The sequence below is a fragment of the Pseudoalteromonas sp. S1610 genome (assembly GCF_005887465.1).
GTDB lineage: Bacteria > Pseudomonadota > Gammaproteobacteria > Enterobacterales > Alteromonadaceae > Pseudoalteromonas > Pseudoalteromonas undina.
The window spans coordinates 16,657-35,032 of record NZ_PNDI01000057.1 but is presented as its reverse complement, the minus strand read 5'-3'; the positions used below and the strand labels follow the sequence as shown (position 1 = coordinate 35,032).

Annotated in this window: 16 protein-coding genes; 12 read left to right on the top strand and 4 right to left on the bottom strand. The window is 39.5% G+C overall.

The features are described 5' to 3' along the window. Positions 1 to 65 precede the first annotated feature (65 nt). Positions 66 to 1,490: a mannose-1-phosphate guanylyltransferase/mannose-6-phosphate isomerase gene (locus tag CWB77_RS16300; RefSeq protein WP_138623628.1), complete on the bottom strand. Its 1,425-nt coding sequence runs from the start codon at positions 1,488 to 1,490 to the stop codon at positions 66 to 68. A gap of 58 nt (positions 1,491 to 1,548) precedes the next feature. Further along, positions 1,549 to 2,322 carry an amidohydrolase gene (locus tag CWB77_RS16295; protein ID WP_055012302.1) on the bottom strand — a complete coding sequence of 258 codons (774 nt, stop codon included), beginning with the start codon at positions 2,320 to 2,322 and terminating at the stop codon, positions 1,549 to 1,551. Between the two features lie 138 nt (positions 2,323 to 2,460). On the opposite strand from CWB77_RS16295, the gene CWB77_RS16290 reads away from it, so the two are divergent. Then, entirely contained in the window at positions 2,461 to 4,698 is a 2,238-nt protein-coding gene (locus CWB77_RS16290) for a winged helix-turn-helix domain-containing protein (RefSeq protein ID WP_138623626.1), read from the top strand. Positions 4,699 to 4,916: 218 nt separating this feature from the next. Here CWB77_RS16290 and CWB77_RS16285 read toward each other — a convergent pair whose 3' ends face one another. Continuing rightward, positions 4,917 to 6,398 carry an FMN-binding glutamate synthase family protein gene (locus tag CWB77_RS16285; protein WP_109875743.1) on the bottom strand — a complete coding sequence of 494 codons (1,482 nt, stop codon included), beginning with the start codon at positions 6,396 to 6,398 and terminating at the stop codon, positions 4,917 to 4,919. Positions 6,399 to 6,475: 77 nt separating this feature from the next. After that, the gene (locus CWB77_RS16280; RefSeq protein WP_138623624.1) at positions 6,476 to 8,254 is read right to left on the bottom strand and encodes a DUF885 domain-containing protein; all 1,779 of its coding nucleotides are present in this window, start codon (positions 8,252 to 8,254) and stop codon (positions 6,476 to 6,478) included. 342 nt (positions 8,255 to 8,596) lie between these two features. On the opposite strand from CWB77_RS16280, the gene CWB77_RS16275 reads away from it, so the two are divergent. The 11 genes from CWB77_RS16275 to hemB all read left to right on the top strand — a co-directional run bounded on the left by CWB77_RS16275 (position 8,597) and on the right by hemB (position 18,352). Further along, entirely contained in the window at positions 8,597 to 9,556 is a 960-nt protein-coding gene (locus CWB77_RS16275; RefSeq protein WP_138623630.1) for a GGDEF domain-containing protein, read from the top strand. 108 nt (positions 9,557 to 9,664) lie between these two features. After that, positions 9,665 to 10,420, top strand: a complete 756-nt coding sequence (gene ubiE / locus CWB77_RS16270) for a bifunctional demethylmenaquinone methyltransferase/2-methoxy-6-polyprenyl-1,4-benzoquinol methylase UbiE (RefSeq protein WP_138623622.1) — start codon at positions 9,665 to 9,667, stop codon at positions 10,418 to 10,420. 12 nt (positions 10,421 to 10,432) lie between these two features. Then, positions 10,433 to 11,092, top strand: a complete 660-nt coding sequence (locus tag CWB77_RS16265; RefSeq protein ID WP_075170760.1) for a ubiquinone biosynthesis accessory factor UbiJ — start codon at positions 10,433 to 10,435, stop codon at positions 11,090 to 11,092. 17 nt (positions 11,093 to 11,109) lie between these two features. Continuing rightward, positions 11,110 to 12,711: a ubiquinone biosynthesis regulatory protein kinase UbiB gene (gene ubiB, locus CWB77_RS16260; RefSeq protein WP_138623620.1), complete on the top strand. Its 1,602-nt coding sequence runs from the start codon at positions 11,110 to 11,112 to the stop codon at positions 12,709 to 12,711. Positions 12,712 to 12,790: 79 nt separating this feature from the next. Continuing rightward, positions 12,791 to 13,051, top strand: a complete 261-nt coding sequence (gene tatA, locus CWB77_RS16255) for a Sec-independent protein translocase subunit TatA (RefSeq protein ID WP_008108546.1) — start codon at positions 12,791 to 12,793, stop codon at positions 13,049 to 13,051. A 5-nt stretch (positions 13,052 to 13,056) separates the two neighbouring features. Next, positions 13,057 to 13,389 (top strand): Sec-independent protein translocase protein TatB, encoded by a 333-nt coding sequence (gene tatB / locus CWB77_RS16250; protein ID WP_008108547.1) that lies wholly within the window; start codon positions 13,057 to 13,059, stop codon positions 13,387 to 13,389. 47 nt (positions 13,390 to 13,436) lie between these two features. Continuing rightward, entirely contained in the window at positions 13,437 to 14,177 is a 741-nt protein-coding gene (gene tatC, locus CWB77_RS16245) for a twin-arginine translocase subunit TatC (RefSeq protein WP_008108549.1), read from the top strand. A gap of 1 nt (position 14,178) precedes the next feature. Continuing rightward, the gene (locus CWB77_RS16240) at positions 14,179 to 14,688 is read left to right on the top strand and encodes a hypothetical protein (RefSeq protein ID WP_055012309.1); all 510 of its coding nucleotides are present in this window, start codon (positions 14,179 to 14,181) and stop codon (positions 14,686 to 14,688) included. Next, on the top strand, positions 14,688 to 15,473 hold the full coding sequence (locus CWB77_RS16235; protein WP_109875740.1) for a TatD family hydrolase: 786 nt from the start codon (positions 14,688 to 14,690) through the stop codon (positions 15,471 to 15,473). Before CWB77_RS16240 ends, CWB77_RS16235 begins: the two co-directional genes overlap by 1 nt. Then, the gene (locus tag CWB77_RS16230; RefSeq protein ID WP_138623618.1) at positions 15,473 to 17,332 is read left to right on the top strand and encodes a sensor domain-containing diguanylate cyclase; all 1,860 of its coding nucleotides are present in this window, start codon (positions 15,473 to 15,475) and stop codon (positions 17,330 to 17,332) included. Before CWB77_RS16235 ends, CWB77_RS16230 begins: the two co-directional genes overlap by 1 nt. A 12-nt stretch (positions 17,333 to 17,344) precedes the next feature. Next, on the top strand, positions 17,345 to 18,352 hold the full coding sequence (gene hemB / locus CWB77_RS16225) for a porphobilinogen synthase (RefSeq protein WP_055012311.1): 1,008 nt from the start codon (positions 17,345 to 17,347) through the stop codon (positions 18,350 to 18,352). Positions 18,353 to 18,376: the final 24 nt, after the last annotated feature.

Here is an 18,376-nt window from a genome sequence, read left to right as displayed (position 1 = left end):
CGGGCTTCGGGCTACCAAGTTTTACGACCGTAACAAATGATCAAGTATATTCACTATTTATACTGTTATTTTCTACCGTATATATCGTCAAATCGCTCTATGTCACTTTCATCCAATGTGGCACCCGTTTGCACTTCAATAACAATTAACGGCTCGGGCTGATTATTCGCTAAGCTGTGCAGTTGCTTTGCACCAATATAACAAGATTGGTCATGGGTCAGTGTTAAGCTTTGTTGGTCAATACATATATCTGCAGTGCCTGATACGACCACCCAATGCTCAGCACGATGCTGATGACGCTGGGTTGAGAGTTTTGCACCACTTTTTACGGTAATTTTTTTAACTTTAAAGCCGATACTTTCTACTAGCGTACGATAATGTCCCCAAGGGCGGTAAACCACCTGATGATGTGCCAGTTTGTCATTTTGCGTAATTGCCAATTGTTTAAGTATTAAAGGCAAGCCTTCAAGCGAATCTTGTTTTGCAACCAAGGTAGCATCATGAGTATGAACAATCGCTAAATCGCTCACACCTAAAGTGGCAATTGTGTGTCCATCTTCGCTAATAACTAGGTTATTAATACTGTTTTGTGCAATATGTTGCTGATTTTGACTATTGCCCTGCGAATCTTTTTCTGCAAGCGCAGCCAGTGCAGAAAAACTGCCCACATCGCTCCACTTTAACGCCACAGGCATTACCACTACATTATTGCTGCGCTCTAAAATAGCGTAGTCAATTGAGTCACTTGGGCAAGATTCAAGTGCATGGGCATTTGCTCTGGTAAACGCTAAGTCTTGTTTAAAATCAGTAGCACTGGCAACACTTTTAGCAATTTTGGGGGCAAAGCGCTCAAGCTCTTGCAGATAAGCAGCGGGAGTAAATAAAAACATACCACTGTTCCAACTATAACCGCCCTCAGCCAAATAAGTTAATGCAGTTGCTAAATCAGGTTTTTCTTTAAACTGGTCAACTTCAAAGCAACAGGTATCTTTAATGGCTGCGCCCTGTTTTATATAACCATAACCTGTGTGTGGCTCTGTTGGTGTGATTGAAAATGTAACTAATTTACCTTGCTCAGCAAGTTTAATCGCATCAGATAAGTGAGCCGTTAACGCGGTAAAATCTGCAATATGATGATCGGCAGGCATCACCAACAAAGGGCCCGTAATATTATTTTTTAAAGCATGGTGCGCGGCAAGGGCGATGGCTGGTGCGGTATTTTTGCCTTCTGGCTCAAGTACTATGGCATAGGGTTTTGCAAATGCTGCCTGCTCTGCTGTAATAAATCGATGCTGTTCATTACAGACCAAAATAGCGGGATTAAAGCCATCAGTTGCAACCCGTGATAATGTGCTTTGTAATAACGACTGCTGGTTATTATCATCAAGCAAAGATAAAAACTGCTTTGGCATTGCTTGGCGCGATAGCGGCCAAAGCCGTGTACCAATGCCGCCAGCTAAAATTACCGGTGTAATAAGGGTTGTATTCATAAAGCCGCCAATAAAAATATCAGCGGTTATTTTAGCACTTTATCGGCTAGGCGCTAATTTATACCAATGTAAAAGCATCTGCATCTAAATGTGCCGGGAATTTAGCTCTAAACTCATTGAGCGGCGCTTTATTTAACGTGATTGTTAATAGTGCTTGCTGGTCGTCATGCGCTTTAATCAGTGGCTCACCTTTAAAGTCATACACTGCGGTTCCACCGCTGTGGTCAATACCATTACCATCTTCGCCAACCCGATTTACGCCAATCACGTAGCATAGGTTTTCCATTGCTCGCGCCATTAATAAGGTATCCCACACACTACGCCTTGCAGCTGGCCAGTTGGCAATATTTATCATCACGTCGTAGTCATTGTTATTGCGCTGAAACACCGGAAAACGTAAATCGTAGCAAACTTGTGGTAAAATTTTAAACCCTTTGAGTTCAAACACTTCACGGGTTTGTCCTGCTACTACAAATTCGCCCTCGTTACCCAAACAAAATAAGTGGCGCTTATCGTAATAACGTACCTCACCACTTGGTTGTACCCAATAAAACCGGTTGGCCTTTTTGTCTCCTTGGATTACCAATACTGAGCCAGCAATCACTGCATTATGTTTTTTAGCTTGTGTTTTAAGCCAACTAAGCACTGAGCCATTTTCAGGTTCGCCACAATCAAGGTTAACCGCAAATCCAGTGGCAAAGGTTTCGGGCAATACAATTAAATCAGGTTGATTGGTGATATTAGCAAGCTGTTTTTCAAACATAGCTAAGTTAGCATCTTTATCAAGCCAGTGTAGCGAACTTTGTAGTAATACTAACGTTAAATTTAACATGGTGATAGAAGACCTTTATTGCATATATTGATAACAACTAATTATAGTTTACATACAGTAAACAAAAATACCCTAATAACAAACAACATCTGTTATCATTCCATGGTGATAAAAGTGTAAATAATTAAAGGATTAGGCATGAGGTTAGCTCGTTTTCTCACTAAAGGAAATATTGTCGTAATTGGTGAGTGGCAACTTAACATTGATCTTCAAACTATTAGCGACGGCGATAATAGCAGAGAGTTAGAGCCTTTATTATTCAAATTATTATGCTATTTTATTGAGCATAATGGGCGGATAATTCCTCGTCAAGAACTCGCTGAAAAGATTTGGCTACAAAGCTATGTAGATGATAATGCGATAAATCGAGCTATTTCAGAGTTAAGAAAAGCTCTCAAATCAGCAAAACAGCCAGGCCAAAGCATTAAAACCCATTACCGTACTGGCTACAGCTTATTCATTCCGATAACAATGCCAGAAGCGTCTCCAATAATAGCTTCTACAGAATCTGTTGAAACTATTCAAAACGTAGTCTCGGTTCAAAAAAGCACTACTACCTCTAATAATACCTATTTCACAATTGAGCGCTCGCGAAAGCTCATTCTACCTTTACTTAGTTTTATTTTATTACTTGGAGCATTCGTGGCTGTTACAATGACATCCACCGATCAAAAACAAAAAAAACAGCAAACACATTCAGCGCCAACGCCTAAAGAGCTAAAGCTCTCTGCACAAACAATATCTTGGCACAAAGGTACGCATTACAATCTCAAACTGTCCCCACATAAAGATAAGCTTGCTTTTTTAGTTGATACTATGGACAAGAATACCAAAACCACACTTTACATAATTAATTTAGAAACGGGAAAAGAGCTATTGATCGACTCAGGCTACCTTGTGGTTAATGGCTGGTCTCATGACAGTGAAAGACTATTTTATACCCAATGTAAAAACTCTACCAAGGCAGAATGTGAGATAATTCAAGCAAGCGATTTATTGAGTGCGCAGCCCAAACTTCAACATCTAGATAACCCACTTTTAGATTCAAATTTAAAATATATATATGATTACACTGAAATAGACAACACAGCCATATTTTCACGTAATAATTATCGTAATATTGCTCATTTAACAGCCTTGTATTCATTAGATTTAGATACTAAAGAAGAAATTCGAATTACCAACCCCAATATTAATGGTACCGGAGATTTATTATTAGCCGTCATACCAAATCCAAACCGAATTATATATGAGCGCCATCAAATTACCCACTCTGAAATATATATGTCTAACTTAGATGGTAGCTCTCCTATGAAGCTCTTCGATCAGCCATATAGAACATGGGTTATAACTTATGATAGAAAAAATAATGAACTACTATGGTATAACCGCCATAAAAGCTCGATAGAATCATATTCTTTAGATGAAATGCAGATGTTGCCAGCTATACATGCCCCCATAGCAAGATCTAACTACGCTTTTTCACTAAGCAAAAATAGTATTTTAAGTAGTACAGATCTGCATGATCATGATTTATTAATTTTGGATTTAGATAAAAATACTCAAGCAGAAATTGCTAATCCAGCTAAAAATGAATCGAATGGCTTCAAATTAGAAAAGCAAAAAACTTACTTTCAAGTAAAAAACTTTCATGGGGTTAGCCATTGGCTAAAACATAATAGTCAATACAAAGACATTACCTCTATTATTGGTAAAAATAATAAGGTAATGGATGCTGATTTAAGCCAGAGTGCATTACTGGCATACAATAAAGAAAAATTATTACTAACACTTTTAAACACAAATGACTTTTCTGTCATCGAGCAATGGCCAGCTAGAGGAAATGTAATAACTGCAAAAATTAACGGCAAATACATCGCCCTATTAAGCACAGACAAGCAGATGAATAGCACATTGAATATTTACGACCGTCAACAATCTACATGGGATAAAGTTGATATCTTAACGCCATTTTCATTTGACTGGATCAATAGCACTGAACTCATTGCAAACAATAAAACCCAGCAACTCATCCAATATGACGTGGTAAGCCACCAATTTAAAAAGCTATCTCTATCGAAAGAGCTACAAAAAATAAAACAATCATTACAGCAACTCAACTACGATAGCGGATTTTTATACTTTACTACCGAAACTGATATTTACAGAGCACCTCTCGATAAGCTTACAAAGGTTGAAACTGTATTTAGCCTCTCGAATAAAGGAATGAGCTTTATACTTGGTAGTAACATTCAAGATAACACTCTTCATCTCTCAGTTTTAAGAGCACGAAATAAAAACTACATTGAGCTTTATACTGACGCCACAAAAAATATGCATACAACCGAACGGCCTGTGTCTTTTTTTAGTCTCTAATTTAAAGTGTTTAGCATTCTGCCATTGCCTATATAAATAATGGCAGAACACAAGCAACCTCTTCATACCTTGAACTTGCTACTGCGGTAACTTTAACTCTCCCGAAAGAAAGCGAGGAGCATTTAAAATGAGCCTAATAGTCTGAAGCCTCATAAGCCTCTTTTTGCAAGTAGCACAACTATATTAAAACTATAGCTTACTAAAATATCTATTACGACTTATTTATGATTTTCGTAAATTTTATCTAGCGGCTCAGAAAGGCCGCTTTCTTGTACTATACGTACATGTTTGCGTTTTAATTCGCGAGCACTGGTAACGCCACAAGAATGTGCAATAAGCCCCGCACCGTAATGAATATATTTATTATAATTTGCAACCCGCTGCGCTTTATCTTCAACATTCAAACCACGTTGTAAACGTTCATTATGCGTAGTAATTCCTGTTGGGCAGGTATCTTTATTACATTGCATAGCCTGAATGCAGCCTAGTGCAAACATATGCCCTCGCGCAGAAACCACAAAGTCGGCTCCTAGTGCTAATGCCCATGCAACTTTGGAAGGAACAATTAACTTACCCGAAACAATAATTTTAACTCGCTCTCTAAGACCATGTTTCTTTAATAGCTGTATAACTAAAGGAAGGCTTTCTTTAAGCGGTAACCCCACAGAATCTAATAAAGATTGTGGTGCTGCGCCGGTACCGCCATCCGCACTATCAATAGTAATAAAGTCGGGTGCGGACTCAATGCCACGATGATTAATCTCGGCGAATAAACTTTCTAACCAAGTATGTTCACCAATAACCGCTTTAAAGCCTGTCGGTTTACCCGTTGCAGTTCTGATGGTGGTAAGCATGTCTAGAATATCGTTTGGATTTTTTATTTCTGGGTGCCCGTTTGGACTAATCGAATCCTGCCCTTCGGGTATACCTCTTATTTTGGCAATTTCAGCATTCACTTTTCGCCCAGGTAACATGCCGCCTTTTCCGGGCTTAGCACCTTGGCTCATTTTCAGTTCAAACATTTTAACCGCTGGATGTGCAGCAACGGCTTTTAGCTTTTCTGTACTTAAATTTCCCTGCTCGTCGCGTACACCGTATTTTGCGGTGCCAATTTGAAATACAATATCGGCACCTCCTTCTAAGTGATATGGGCTAAGGCCGCCTTCTCCCGTGTTCATCCAACATCCTGCTAATTTTGCCCCTTTGGATAGTGCACGCACAGCAGGGCTTGATAGCGCACCAAAGCTCATGCCCGATATATTAAATAGCGAATTTGTGGTGTAAGGAAATTTACAGTAAGGGCCAAGAGTTACGTTGCTCGGCGCTAAGGCTTCTTCATCTAAGGTAGGAAACGCACAGTTCATAAACATGACTGTGCCTGTGGCCTCTAAACTTTGAGTTGAACCAAAAGCGGCCGTGTGATCAACATCTTTAGCCGCGCGGTAGACCCAACTACGCTCGGCACGATTAAAGGGCATTTCTTCACGATCGAGGGCAAAAAAATACTGTCTGAAAAACTCACCTTGGCGCTCAAAGAAATAACGAAAACGTCCAATCACGGGATAATTACGCCTAATAGCATGCTTTGTTTGCGTAACATCTCGAATATAAAAAATAGCAATTAATACAACCAGCAATCCCAATGCAACAATAAATAGGCTGGCAAACACATCGATACTGAACATTATAAACTGACTCATTACTTATCCTTAAATGCTAAAAAAGCGTGATGCCATCAAATAACACCACACTTTTATAGTTTCAAAATAATGCGCTTTTAGCTATCTGTTTTTGCTAATTCCACTTGTATATACAAACGTATTTGTTGCTCAAGCACCGACAAAGGTACTGAGCCATGGCGTAATATTTGATGATGAAACTCACGAATATCAAATTGTTGACCTAATGCTTGCTCAGCCTCTGCGCGCAGACGTTTAATTGTTAACTCACCAATTTTGTAAGACAGCGCTTGTGCTGGCCACGAAATATAACGGTCGGTTTCCGTTTTTACATTATGTAATGAAAGTGCCGTATTATCAGCCATAAAATTCATTGCACGCTCTCGACTCCAGCCATACATATGCATCCCCGTATCAACCACTAAACGTGCAGCACGCCACATTTCGTAGGTTAAACGACCAAAGTTGCTATATGGGTCTTGATAAAAGCCAGCCTCAACCCCTAAGTACTCTGAATATAATCCCCAGCCTTCACCAAATGCTGATAAATAGGCATCTCGGCGATAGCTAGGTAAGCTTTCAAGCTCTGCATTGAGTGATATTTGTAAATGATGGCCCGGTACGGCTTCGTGCAGCGTTAACGCTTCTAAAGCATAGAGTGGTCGTTTATCTAAAGCGTACGTGTTCACCCAATAAAAACCGGCTTGATCATCACGGCTCGAACCTGAATAGCGCCCAGTAGTGTACTTAGGTGCAATATTGGCAGGCACCGGCGCTACGCCATAGGGTTTGCGTGGTAAGGTATGAAATAATTTAGGTAACTGTGCATCCATTTTTTTGGCAATGTACGCGGCCTCTTTTAATAATTGTTCAGGCGTTGTGGCGTAAAACTGCGGATCAGTACGTAAAAAGTGGATAAATTCTGCAAACGTGCCCTTAAAACCCACCTCTTTGATGACCGCTTCCATTTCACTGCGAATACGCGCCACCTCAGCTAAACCCAGCTCATGGATTTCTTTTGGGGTCATTTGTGTCGTGGTGTAATACTTAGCACGATTTGCATAAAAGGCTTCGCCATTAGGAGTTGACGAAATACCAATATCACTGCGCGCGCCAGGTAAGTATTCAGTATTAAAAAAAGTTAAGTAATCTTTATAGGCTTTAATAACTTGGCCACTGATAGTGGCTTTAGCCTGTTGTTGTAACGCTATAAATTCACTATCACTTAAACCCGCGGTATTGTTTAAAAACGGCTTGTAAAATTCAGACTGTGTTACATCATCAACAATATAGGCAGTAATAGAATCTTGGTAGCCAATTAATACCGCTTTGGGTTGAGTTAAACCAACTTCTAATCCTTTACGCATCCAGCCTATGTTTTGCTCAAAAAAGCGCGGCACTTGTTGTAATCGCTTTAAGTAGTTTTGATAATCTTGAGCGGTTTTATAATCAGAGCTATTAACAATAAACGATAAGCTTGAATGAAAGCCATATTCTGACGTTAAAGGCATGTAGTGAGCGTTAAATACATATTCATCAATAGTATTTTGTACTTGCGCTCGAATAATACTGTAGTTAATTTGGTTTTCGTCACTCAGCTTGCTCATATCTATTGCATCTAAATCAGCCAATAACTGCGTGTTTTTTTGATACTGCTGGGCTAAAAAGTCAGCCGATAAGTTAGGAAGTAAATAGCCATCAACACCCTCAGGGTTACTGTACGGACTTACCTTTTGGCGGTACTGGACGATATTTTCGGCCGTTTGCGTAAATTGCTGATCGGCGTTAATTGTGGTGAGCTGACACGCGCTTAATGAGCACACTAAGGTGACACTTAATAAGGAAAGGCGCATTTTTTTCGAAAGAGATAAATTCATAGTTATTGAGCTTAATGACGTTACAGATGTGATAAACCTATCTTAGGCTGAATAAATAGCAAATAGATATACGACCAACTGCGAAAAATATACGCCAGCAGTCATTTTATTAACTTAAGTTAATACTTAACTATAAATAAAATTAGAGTAATTGCTCAAAAAAGCAACGGTTATTGAATTTATAGCGTCATTTTAATCAACTACGACTCATTTTACTTTTAAATCACAGATATAATGATTATTGTATCTGCGCTTGGAAGCAAATTGCCTCATTGGACGAGTTTTATAAATCAGCATTTATGCGTATTTGGTTGGTAATTGCAAATGATGTTCCATGACTCCATGGCTATAGCACAAGAAAAAATGACAAAAGTATGTATGTTTTTAGAGCATCATGTTTTGCCTCCTACTCCCTTAAATTTTCAAGTTGTGTATACATACATTAGTAAAATCCATTTTGCGCTTAACAATGCTATTGATGATGCCATAGATGCAAATCAAAATATTGATGAGCTATTTATTGAGCAACTCTATTTTGAATATTTAAATCAGGGTCATAAAACCGAAGTAGCAATGATTGAAAACGTCAATGGCGTGATCAATTCACTATCGCGAAATGCACAGCAAACCGAAAAAAAACTTAACGATTTTGCAGGCCATGTTAATGACTGCTTGCATTCTTTAGATGAAAATAATATTGCTAACAGCCGCCTCGCTTTAGAAAGGTTAAATGAGCAAACACAGTTACTTCTCTCACAACAAGCACAATTTAAACAAGAACTTAGCCAGGCAAAAAAACTACACGAAGCCACTAAAAAACAACTTAATACCTTGCGCAAACAACATGTGATTGACCCACAAACAGGCTTATACAAACGCCATTATTTAACTAAGCAAACACAATTATGGCTAAAACAAGACAAGTCAATTTCAGCAATTGCCATTCAAATTGATAATTTAGAGCATTTTATTAATAACTTTGGTGATGCCATTGGAGAAGTGATTTTAAATAAAGTAGCTAAGCAAGTTCAAAAGTATGTTTCACAAAGTGGCTTAGCCGGGCGCTCTGCAAAAGACCAATTTATTGTTCTACTTGCTAACATTGAGCCAGAAACTGCTAAGCTGATTGCAGAAAAAGTAATAACTGGAGTTGAAAAACTACGCTTTATAAGTTCAAAAAGCGATCTAAAACTCCCTCCCATTTCTCTCTCATTAGGGATTACGGAACAACAACAAGGCGACTTTAACCAACTAGTTAAAAGTGCCTCAAGCGCGGCGTTTAAATCACGCGCATCTCAATAACCCAGTACACTGTTCAAACAATAAAATTAACTGATAAATCATATTCAAATTGCACCCTTGGTGCACAATCAAGTACACTAGTCTTTATTACCACGATAGAGATTAATCATGAACGAGAACCCTGAAAAGACCACGCATTTTGGCTATAAAACTGTTGCCGAAACCGAAAAAGCTTCTATGGTTGCTGATGTATTTCATTCTGTTGCGACAAAGTACGATGTTATGAATGATCTCATGTCTTTTGGTATTCATCGTTTATGGAAACGTCAAACAATTGCCAGCTCAGGTATTCGTAAAGGTCATCATGTATTAGATTTAGCCGGCGGTACTGGCGATTTAACTGCAAAGTTTAGCCAGCTTGTTGGCGAAACCGGTCAGGTTGTTTTAGGTGATATAAACTCTTCAATGTTAAAAGTAGGCCGCGAAAAGCTGCATAACTTAGGCCTTGTAGGCAACATTGATTACGTACAAATGAATGCCGAAGCCTTACCTTTCCCTGATAATAGTTTTGATTTAATTACGATTGCTTTTGGCTTACGTAATGTCACCGAACAAAATAAAGCATTGCGCTCTATGTACCGCATTTTAAAGCCAGGTGGTCGTTTACTCATTCTTGAGTTTTCAAAACCAGAGCAAGAGCTTCTCAGCAAGGCGTATGACTTTTACTCTTTCAACATTTTACCTACTATGGGTAAACTAGTTGCTAACGACAGTGAATCATACCAATACTTAGCAGAGTCAATTCGTATGCATCCAGATCAAGAAACCCTTAAAGCGATGATGGTCGAAGCAGGGTTTGAGCAAGCGACTTATCAAAATCTAACTGGTGGCATTGTTGCCCTGCATCGTGGATTTAAATACTAAGGTTCGTAATTTATGGCGCTTGAAGAACACAGTAAAGAACAACTGGCTGCAAGCAGTTTTTTTATGCTACCGAGCTTTGTACTTTCGCTTATTGAGCAAGTATTAAATCAAGCGCTTAAACTCGATCCGAGCTTACTCGATAAACTAAAAACGGTAGAGCATCAGCGCTTATTAGTTGAGGTTAGAGACTGGCAGCAAAAAATAGCCATTACTTATGCCAATCAGCAGCTACATCTTTACACTGCATTCGAACATGCTGACGCTGATTGTATGATCAGCGCCAATATAGATACGTTGTTAGCACTGAAAAACCCAGCCATGCTGACTCAACTTATTCGCCAAGATAAGCTTGATTTACAAGGCGATTTAAATATAGCTCAACACTATAGTTCAGCCTTTTCAAGTGTAGAGATTGATTGGCCAGAGCAACTAGCAAAGCATATTGGCGACGCGCCTGCACAACAACTTTATTTGCACTTGCAGTCGCTTAAGCAGCAGGGTAAAAAAGCAAAGTCTCAGCTCGATAATACTTTTATTAGTGTGTGCCAAGACGAACTGGCAATCACCATTCACCCATTAGAGCTTGAGCAATTTAAACAACAAAATAGAGCACTAAAAGGCCATGTTGCCGCCATTGAGCAACGTATTAACGCCCTAATTAAAGCCCTTTAACGCGCTAAGGATTTTTTGTGTCAACTGCCCGACTGTATTACATAACTAAAACCCTGCTTAGCTTCGGACTTGATGAGCTTGTACCCAAACATAAAGTACCTTGGTTTGCTAAACTTGCTCGTGGCAGTTTGTTTTGGTTGCGCAACCAACACAAAGATAAACCTCCTGGCTTAAGACTTCGTTTAGCACTACAACAACTTGGCCCTGTGTGGATAAAGTTTGGCCAAATGCTTTCAACTCGGCGCGATTTACTGCCTCATGATATCGCCTTGGAATTAGCCTTTTTACAAGATCAGGTAGAACCGTTCGAAGGTGAACTAGCCCAGAGAATCATCGAAAAAGCATTAGAAATAGATGATATTAGCCAGCTATTTAGCGAATTTTCACAAATACCTTTGGCATCGGCCTCAATTGCTCAAGTGCATACTGCTACTCTTGTTGATCCTCAAGGTGAATCGCAAGATGTTGTTATTAAAGTTATTCGCCCTAATATTGAGCAACAAATCAACGCTGACTTAGCACTAATGGAAAAATTGGCTAAGGTTGTCGGTAAGTTAATTAACGAAGCCAAGCGATTACGCCCAGTGGAAGTGGTTAAAGAGTATAAAAAAACATTGCTCGATGAGCTCGACTTAATGCGTGAGGGCGCTAATGGTATTCAATTAAAGCGTAACTTTGAAGGTTCAGAATCGTTATACATTCCAACAGTATATAGTGATTATAGCCGCAGTAATGTACTGGTTATGGAGCGTATTTACGGTATTCCGGTTTCGGACACTGAAGCGTTGATGGCACAAAACACCAACATGAAGTTATTAGCAGAACGCGGAGTAGAAGTGTTTTTTACTCAAGTATTCCGCGACAGTTTTTTTCATGCTGACATGCACCCGGGCAATATTTTTGTGTCACGCGAAAACCCGCATAATCCTAAATATATTGGTATAGATTGCGGTATTGTTGGAACTCTTAACAAAGAAGATAAACGCTATTTAGCTGAAAATTTCATTGCCTTTTTTAACCGCGACTACCGCCAAGTAGCACAGCTACATGTTGATTCAGGCTGGGTACCACCTGATACCAGCATTGAAGAGTTTGAATTTGCTATTCGCACCGTGTGCGAGCCTATTTTTAATAAACCACTAGCTGAAATATCATTTGGTCATGTATTGGTTAACTTATTTAATACCGCACGTCGTTTTAATATGCAGGTTCAACCGCAACTCGTATTATTACAAAAAACCTTGTTGTATGTTGAGGGCTTAGGTCGTCAGCTATACCCACAACTGGACTTGTGGAAAACAGCAAAACCATTTTTAGAAGACTGGGTTAAACAACAAGTGGGCCCGCTGTCTGTGCTAAAGCAAATGTATGCAAACTTACCGTTTTGGGCAGAAAAAATGCCTGAACTACCCGATTTAATTTATCAAAATTTAAAGCGAGCACCACACTCTCACGCACCTAAAATTAAGGTTTCACATAAACCATTGGTTTTAGGACTGTTTAGTAGTGCTGCGATGATTGTCTCAGCTTTATTTTATTTACAACACAACTTAATCGCTGCTGGCGTTGTCTTAAGCTGTGCTGTTATTGGCTTTATAGCGGCTTGGCGCCGCTCATAAACTAAGTGCTATTTGCCACTTTGGGCGTATAATCAGCACTTAACCTTATTATTTTATGGCTTAAAAGCAGGAGAAAACCATGGGTTTTGGTGGTATTAGTATTTGGCAATTATTAATTGTACTTGCAATCATTGTACTTTTATTTGGTACAAAAAAACTACGCGGTATGGGTGGTGATTTAGGTGGCGCAGTTAAAGGCTTTAAAAAAGCTATGTCTGATGACCAAAATGCTGAAAAACAAGCTAGCGAAGATAAAACTGAACAGATCCAAAAATCATCAGAATCAACACCAATCGATTCAAGTACAACTAGCAAAACTAAAGATAACGACAAGGTTTAACTAGCATGGGAATGTGGGAGCTTGTTGTGGTATTTATTGTCGGCTTGGTAGTACTAGGGCCGGAACGCTTACCTGTTGCTATTAGAACCGTAAGCCGCTGGGTTAAAACAGCCAAAGCAATGGCTAACTCAGTAAAAGCTGAAGTGAGTGAAGAGCTTCGTGTAAACGAGCTACATGAAAACCTAAAAAAAGCAGAGCAACAAGGTCTTAAAGATTTAAGCCCTGACCTACAACACTCTGTTTCTGAGCTGCAACAAGCAGCGCAATCAGTTACTCACAGCTATAAAAAAAATCAAAGCCAAGCCACTAATAACCAAGCAACAGATGACTCTAAATAATTATGGCACTCTCTTTTTTCATGCGCTTAATGCAGGTATAGAAAACAATGACTGAAGAAGTAAAATCAGGATTTGTCGCTCATTTAATCGAGTTGCGTGACCGGTTGATAAAATCGCTATTGAGTATTTTAGTGATATTTATTGGTTTGGTTTACTTTGCAAACGATATTTATACGTTTGTAGCTGCTCCTCTAGTCGCTCATTTACCTAGTACTGCCACTATGATAGCAACGGATGTCACTGCGCCATTTTTTGCTCCCTTTAAACTAACGTTGTTTGTTGCTTTATTTGCGGCCATCCCTTGGATTTTACATCAAATTTGGGGATTTATAGCCCCAGGTTTATATCAGCACGAAAAGAAAATGCTGATGCCAATATTAGCTTCCAGTATTTTCTTATTTTATGGTGGCATTGCTTTTTGCTACTTTGTAGTACTGCCAATTATTTTAGGGTTTTTCACCAGTGCAGGTCCTCAAATGATGACCCTAGCCCCAGATATCAGTAGCTATTTAGGCTTTGTTCTTAAGCTATTTTTTGCTTTTGGCATTGCATTTGAAATTCCAGTGGCGATTATGTTGCTCTGTTGGAGCGGTGCAACAACCACACAAAGCCTAAAAGAAAAGCGCCCTTATATAGTGGTCGGCGTATTTGTAGTGGCGATGTTTTTAACGCCACCAGACGTTTTATCACAAACTCTATTAGCACTCCCTATGCTGCTGTTATTTGAGCTTGGCTTAATTTTAGCGAAATTTTATACCGCAAAACCACAACAAGAATCTGAGGAATAATATGAATAAGCATTTACTTTCTTTACTCGCTTTAGCAAGTGTACCGGTTTTAGCCGCAACTCCTATCAATGAACAAGCGTTGCAAGCCTGTAGTTTTATTGAAAACGATTTTAATCGTTTACTATGCTATGACAACACCATTGCCGGAAAATCGCTCACTCAATCAGCTCGTAAACAGCCAGAGCAACCTGCTCAAGCTAATGTAAAAGCTGACACGTCTACCGTAACAGCACCCGTGGCTATCAAAGAAAAAGAATTTGGTTTAGAGCACAAAGAAATTACTGAAAATGGGGAAGAGTCTATTACATCAATAATTTCATCTGTTAAAAAAGCACCTTATGGTGAGCTAATTATTACTTTAGAGAATAATCAGCAGTGGCGTCAAATTGGCTCAGATAGCTTGAGATTAGATGAGGGCGATACCGTTATTATTAGCCGTGGCGTATTCAACTCTTTTTTACTTAAAAAAGCAGATCAAAACCGTTCAATTCGTGTAAAACGCACCCAGTAATGCAATACACGTTAATTGATGCTGGCATAAATTTAACTAATCATCAATTTGATGGTCAGCATCAAGAAGTGCTCGCTCGGGCAATAGAGGTCGGTGTTAAGCATATGCTAATTATTGGCTGCGATATCAGCTCCAGCGAAGAATCATTAGCACTTGCTGCACGCTATGACCAATATGCTAGCGCGGGTATTCACCCTCATGATGCAAAAACAGCAACCTCTGAACTTGAGCAACAACTCACTCAGCTAGCTCAACATGAGCAGATTATTGCCATAGGTGAGTGCGGGCTAGATTATAATCGCGACTTTTCTCCAAGAGATGTGCAGCGTGATGTGTTTCGTCGTCAGCTCGCATTAGCTGAAAAGCTAAACCTGCCTGTTTATTTGCATGAACGCGACGCCAGTGACGACATGCTTGCTATTTTAAATGAGTTTACTGTACGCGGTGTACTGCACTGTTTTACTGGTGATGCACAAGCACTCGCAGGTTACTTAAATTTGGGCCTTTATATTGGTATCACCGGCTGGGTATGTGACGAACGACGTGGCAAAGAATTACAACAACTGATCCCTAGCATTCCCATTGAGCGTTTATTAATTGAAACCGATGCACCCTTTTTAATTCCTCGCACTGTTAAACCTAAGCCAAAATCAAGACGTAATGAGCCAGCATTGCTGCATTATGTTTGTGACACGCTTGCTCAGCTTTATGGTATTCCTGCATGTGATGTTGCAAAGCATACAAGTGAAAACTTTAATCATTTGTTTGGAATAGAGAAAAAATAATGCGAACCTTTTGCGCTTTGCTGGTATTCACTATGGTGTTTTATGCATCCTGTTTTCCTGCAAGTGCAATCGAGATAAATAGCGAATTTAATTCAAAAACAATAGAAGGTATTCATTATTCGTTTGTTCCTACCTCATTAGAAGATGCACGACAAAGCAATTTACAAAAATGGCTGCTACTTAATAATAAGCCACTTAATTTAGGCCTTGAGTCTCGGCCTGTGTGGATTCAATTTCAACTAAATAATTACCTTAATGAGCCAATAGAGCCAATCCTATCGTTCGATAACCCACTTCTGAACAATATATACCTGTACCACTTTATAGGTGAGGAGCAACTAAAATCGGAACATATTGGTGATGCTCTGCCTTTATCTGATAGAGCGATTAGAAGTGAGTCTTTGCTGGTTAAATTAACTCTTCCCGCTAACAGCGAAACCACCGTTTACCTCAAAGTTAATAATAATGCGGGAATTGGGCTTCGCGTCCCTCTCACCTTATGGCAACAGGATGCATTATTAGCCCATAAAAGCATGGTTAACTTGCTTTATGGATTGCTGATTGGATTTATTTTTTCACTGGCTATCAGTAGCATAGTTTTATTTGCTTTTTCACGTAAACATTATTTTGCTTATGCAGGTGTGATTACATTGATGCTCAGCCTGTTTTTAGCTTATATAGGTGGTTTTGGGTTTCGTTATGCTCCCTCAAGCATAGCAGGCCTACAACAGTTAATGCTGCCTCTATTACTTATGCTGAGCACAATTCTGCTTCTGCCCTTACAGCGGCATGTGTGCAAACCTAACGCCTCTAAGTTACTCAAGGGTCAAACTGCTATTACAACACTGTATGCGTTAATTATCGGTTTTATATGGTTATTACCTACTCCCAGTGTAACTTTATTTGCCATCTCAACTATACCTATAATTCTTATTTACCACGTGATAACTACATTACTTTATTTGCGCCAGCAACCGACAAGCCCTAATAAAAGCTTATTAATTGCCCTTATATTGTTTTTCATTATTGTGATTCATTTTGCCATTGCATTAACCGGCCTTTATACAGTGACTCGAGCTAGCTTAATGATAACCTTTGCAGCGTCCTTAGGTTGCTCATTTTGTTTAAGTTATACCGTCATAAAGTTATTTATATTACAACGCGATGAGCAAGTAACAGCGCAGCAAGCATTAATTGCACAAAACGCTGCACAAGATGCGCTATTAAATGAGCGGATTGAATTACAAGAGCGCACCCGCCAAGAGCTTGAAAGCCAAGTAGATGAACGCACCTTTGAGTTACAAGTAACACTGAGGGAATTAGAAGATAAAAACCGCGAACTTGAACAACTCAATATGGAAGATGCCTTAACAGGCATTAAAAATAGGCGCTTTTTCGATAAAAAACTAATTATGGAAATTCGTCGTTCGCGCCGCGAACAAACGCCACTGAGCATTATTATGTTAGATATTGACAAATTTAAGTCAATTAACGATAACTATGGCCACCTAACCGGCGATCAAGTTATAAGGGCTGTGTCTGATACCATTAAACAACAGCTTAAGCGCCCACTAGATGAAGTAGCACGTTATGGTGGTGAAGAATTTGTCATTTTGCTACCTAATACTAATAACCAAGGTGCACTGGTCATTGCAGAGCAGACACGCTTAGCAATAGCAAATAATAGTGTGAATGTAGCGGGGACTATTATCGACTTTACCATTAGTGCCGGTGTTTATACTCAAATTGCCGATGATATTCATAAACCTGAACTATTTACTGATTATGCCGATAAGGCACTCTATTTAGCAAAACAACATGGCCGCAATCAAGTGGTTAATTTTTCAATCCCACAGTAGGAGCGTATACTTATGGCCCAATCTGGACTAGACCTTTTCCCATATACTCGCATGCGTAGAATGCGCCGTAATGATTTCTCTCGTCGCCTTATGGCTGAAAATCAGCTGAGTGTTAATGATCTTATTTACCCTGTTTTTGTGCTTGAAGGCAAAAACCGTCGTGAAAGCATTGAATCGATGCCCGGTATTGAACGCTTATCAATTGATCTACTGATCGAAGAAGCTAAAGAATTAGTTGATTTAGGTGTGCCTGCGGTGGCTATCTTCCCTGTTACGCCTGCAGATAAAAAATCATTATATGCCGAAGAAGCGTATAACGATGATGGCTTAGTACAACGCACTGTTCGTGCTTTAAAAGAAGCCTTCCCTGAACTTGGGGTGATCACTGACGGGGCGCTCGATCCATTTACTACTCACGGGCAAGACGGCATTATTGATGACGAAGGCTATGTAATAAACGATGTAACTACTGAAATATTAGTTAAACAAGCATTATCACATGCAGCTGCAGGTGCCGATGTTGTTGCTCCATCAGATATGATGGATGGCCGTATTGGCGCAATCCGCGAAGCGCTCGAAGCGGATGGTTTTATTCACACTCGTATTATGGCTTATTCAGCTAAATACGCATCTAGCTACTATGGCCCATTTAGAGATGCCATAGGATCTGCTGGGAACTTAAAAGGCGCTGATAAAAAAACCTACCAAATGGATCCTGCTAACTCAGATGAAGCAATTCGCGAAGTCGCGCTTGACCTTCAGGAAGGCGCCGACATGGTAATGGTTAAACCTGGTATGCCATACCTTGATATTGTACGCCGCGTTAAAGATGAGTTTGGTGTACCAACATTTGCTTATCAGGTAAGTGGTGAATACGCGATGCATAAAGCCGCTATTGATAATGGCTGGCTGAGCGAAGAAGCTACTATTATGGAATCTTTATTAGCATTCAAACGCGCAGGCGCAGATGGCATTCTGACTTACTTTGCTAAGCAAGCTGCTCGCTATTTAAATAAATAATAACGACATATTGATATAAAAGGG

Excerpts from the sequence above, each read along its gene's own strand:
- CWB77_RS16265 (WP_075170760.1), top strand. The coding sequence starts at position 10,433 with ATGGCGCTTGAAGAACACAGTAAAGAACAACTGGCTGCAAGCAGTTTT.
- CWB77_RS16285 (WP_109875743.1), bottom strand. The coding sequence starts at position 6,398 with ATGAGTCAGTTTATAATGTTCAGTATCGATGTGTTTGCCAGCCTATTT.
- hemB (WP_055012311.1), top strand. The coding sequence starts at position 17,345 with ATGGCCCAATCTGGACTAGACCTTTTCCCATATACTCGCATGCGTAGA.
- CWB77_RS16240 (WP_055012309.1), top strand. The coding sequence starts at position 14,179 with ATGAATAAGCATTTACTTTCTTTACTCGCTTTAGCAAGTGTACCGGTT.
- CWB77_RS16300 (WP_138623628.1), bottom strand. The coding sequence starts at position 1,490 with ATGAATACAACCCTTATTACACCGGTAATTTTAGCTGGCGGCATTGGT.
- CWB77_RS16230 (WP_138623618.1), top strand. The coding sequence starts at position 15,473 with ATGCGAACCTTTTGCGCTTTGCTGGTATTCACTATGGTGTTTTATGCA.
- ubiE (WP_138623622.1), top strand. The coding sequence starts at position 9,665 with ATGAACGAGAACCCTGAAAAGACCACGCATTTTGGCTATAAAACTGTT.
- CWB77_RS16280 (WP_138623624.1), bottom strand. The coding sequence starts at position 8,254 with ATGAATTTATCTCTTTCGAAAAAAATGCGCCTTTCCTTATTAAGTGTC.
- CWB77_RS16275 (WP_138623630.1), top strand. The coding sequence starts at position 8,597 with ATGGCTATAGCACAAGAAAAAATGACAAAAGTATGTATGTTTTTAGAG.
- CWB77_RS16235 (WP_109875740.1), top strand. The coding sequence starts at position 14,688 with ATGCAATACACGTTAATTGATGCTGGCATAAATTTAACTAATCATCAA.
- CWB77_RS16290 (WP_138623626.1), top strand. The coding sequence starts at position 2,461 with ATGAGGTTAGCTCGTTTTCTCACTAAAGGAAATATTGTCGTAATTGGT.
- tatB (WP_008108547.1), top strand. The coding sequence starts at position 13,057 with ATGGGAATGTGGGAGCTTGTTGTGGTATTTATTGTCGGCTTGGTAGTA.
- CWB77_RS16295 (WP_055012302.1), bottom strand. The coding sequence starts at position 2,322 with ATGTTAAATTTAACGTTAGTATTACTACAAAGTTCGCTACACTGGCTT.
- tatC (WP_008108549.1), top strand. The coding sequence starts at position 13,437 with ATGACTGAAGAAGTAAAATCAGGATTTGTCGCTCATTTAATCGAGTTG.
- tatA (WP_008108546.1), top strand. The coding sequence starts at position 12,791 with ATGGGTTTTGGTGGTATTAGTATTTGGCAATTATTAATTGTACTTGCA.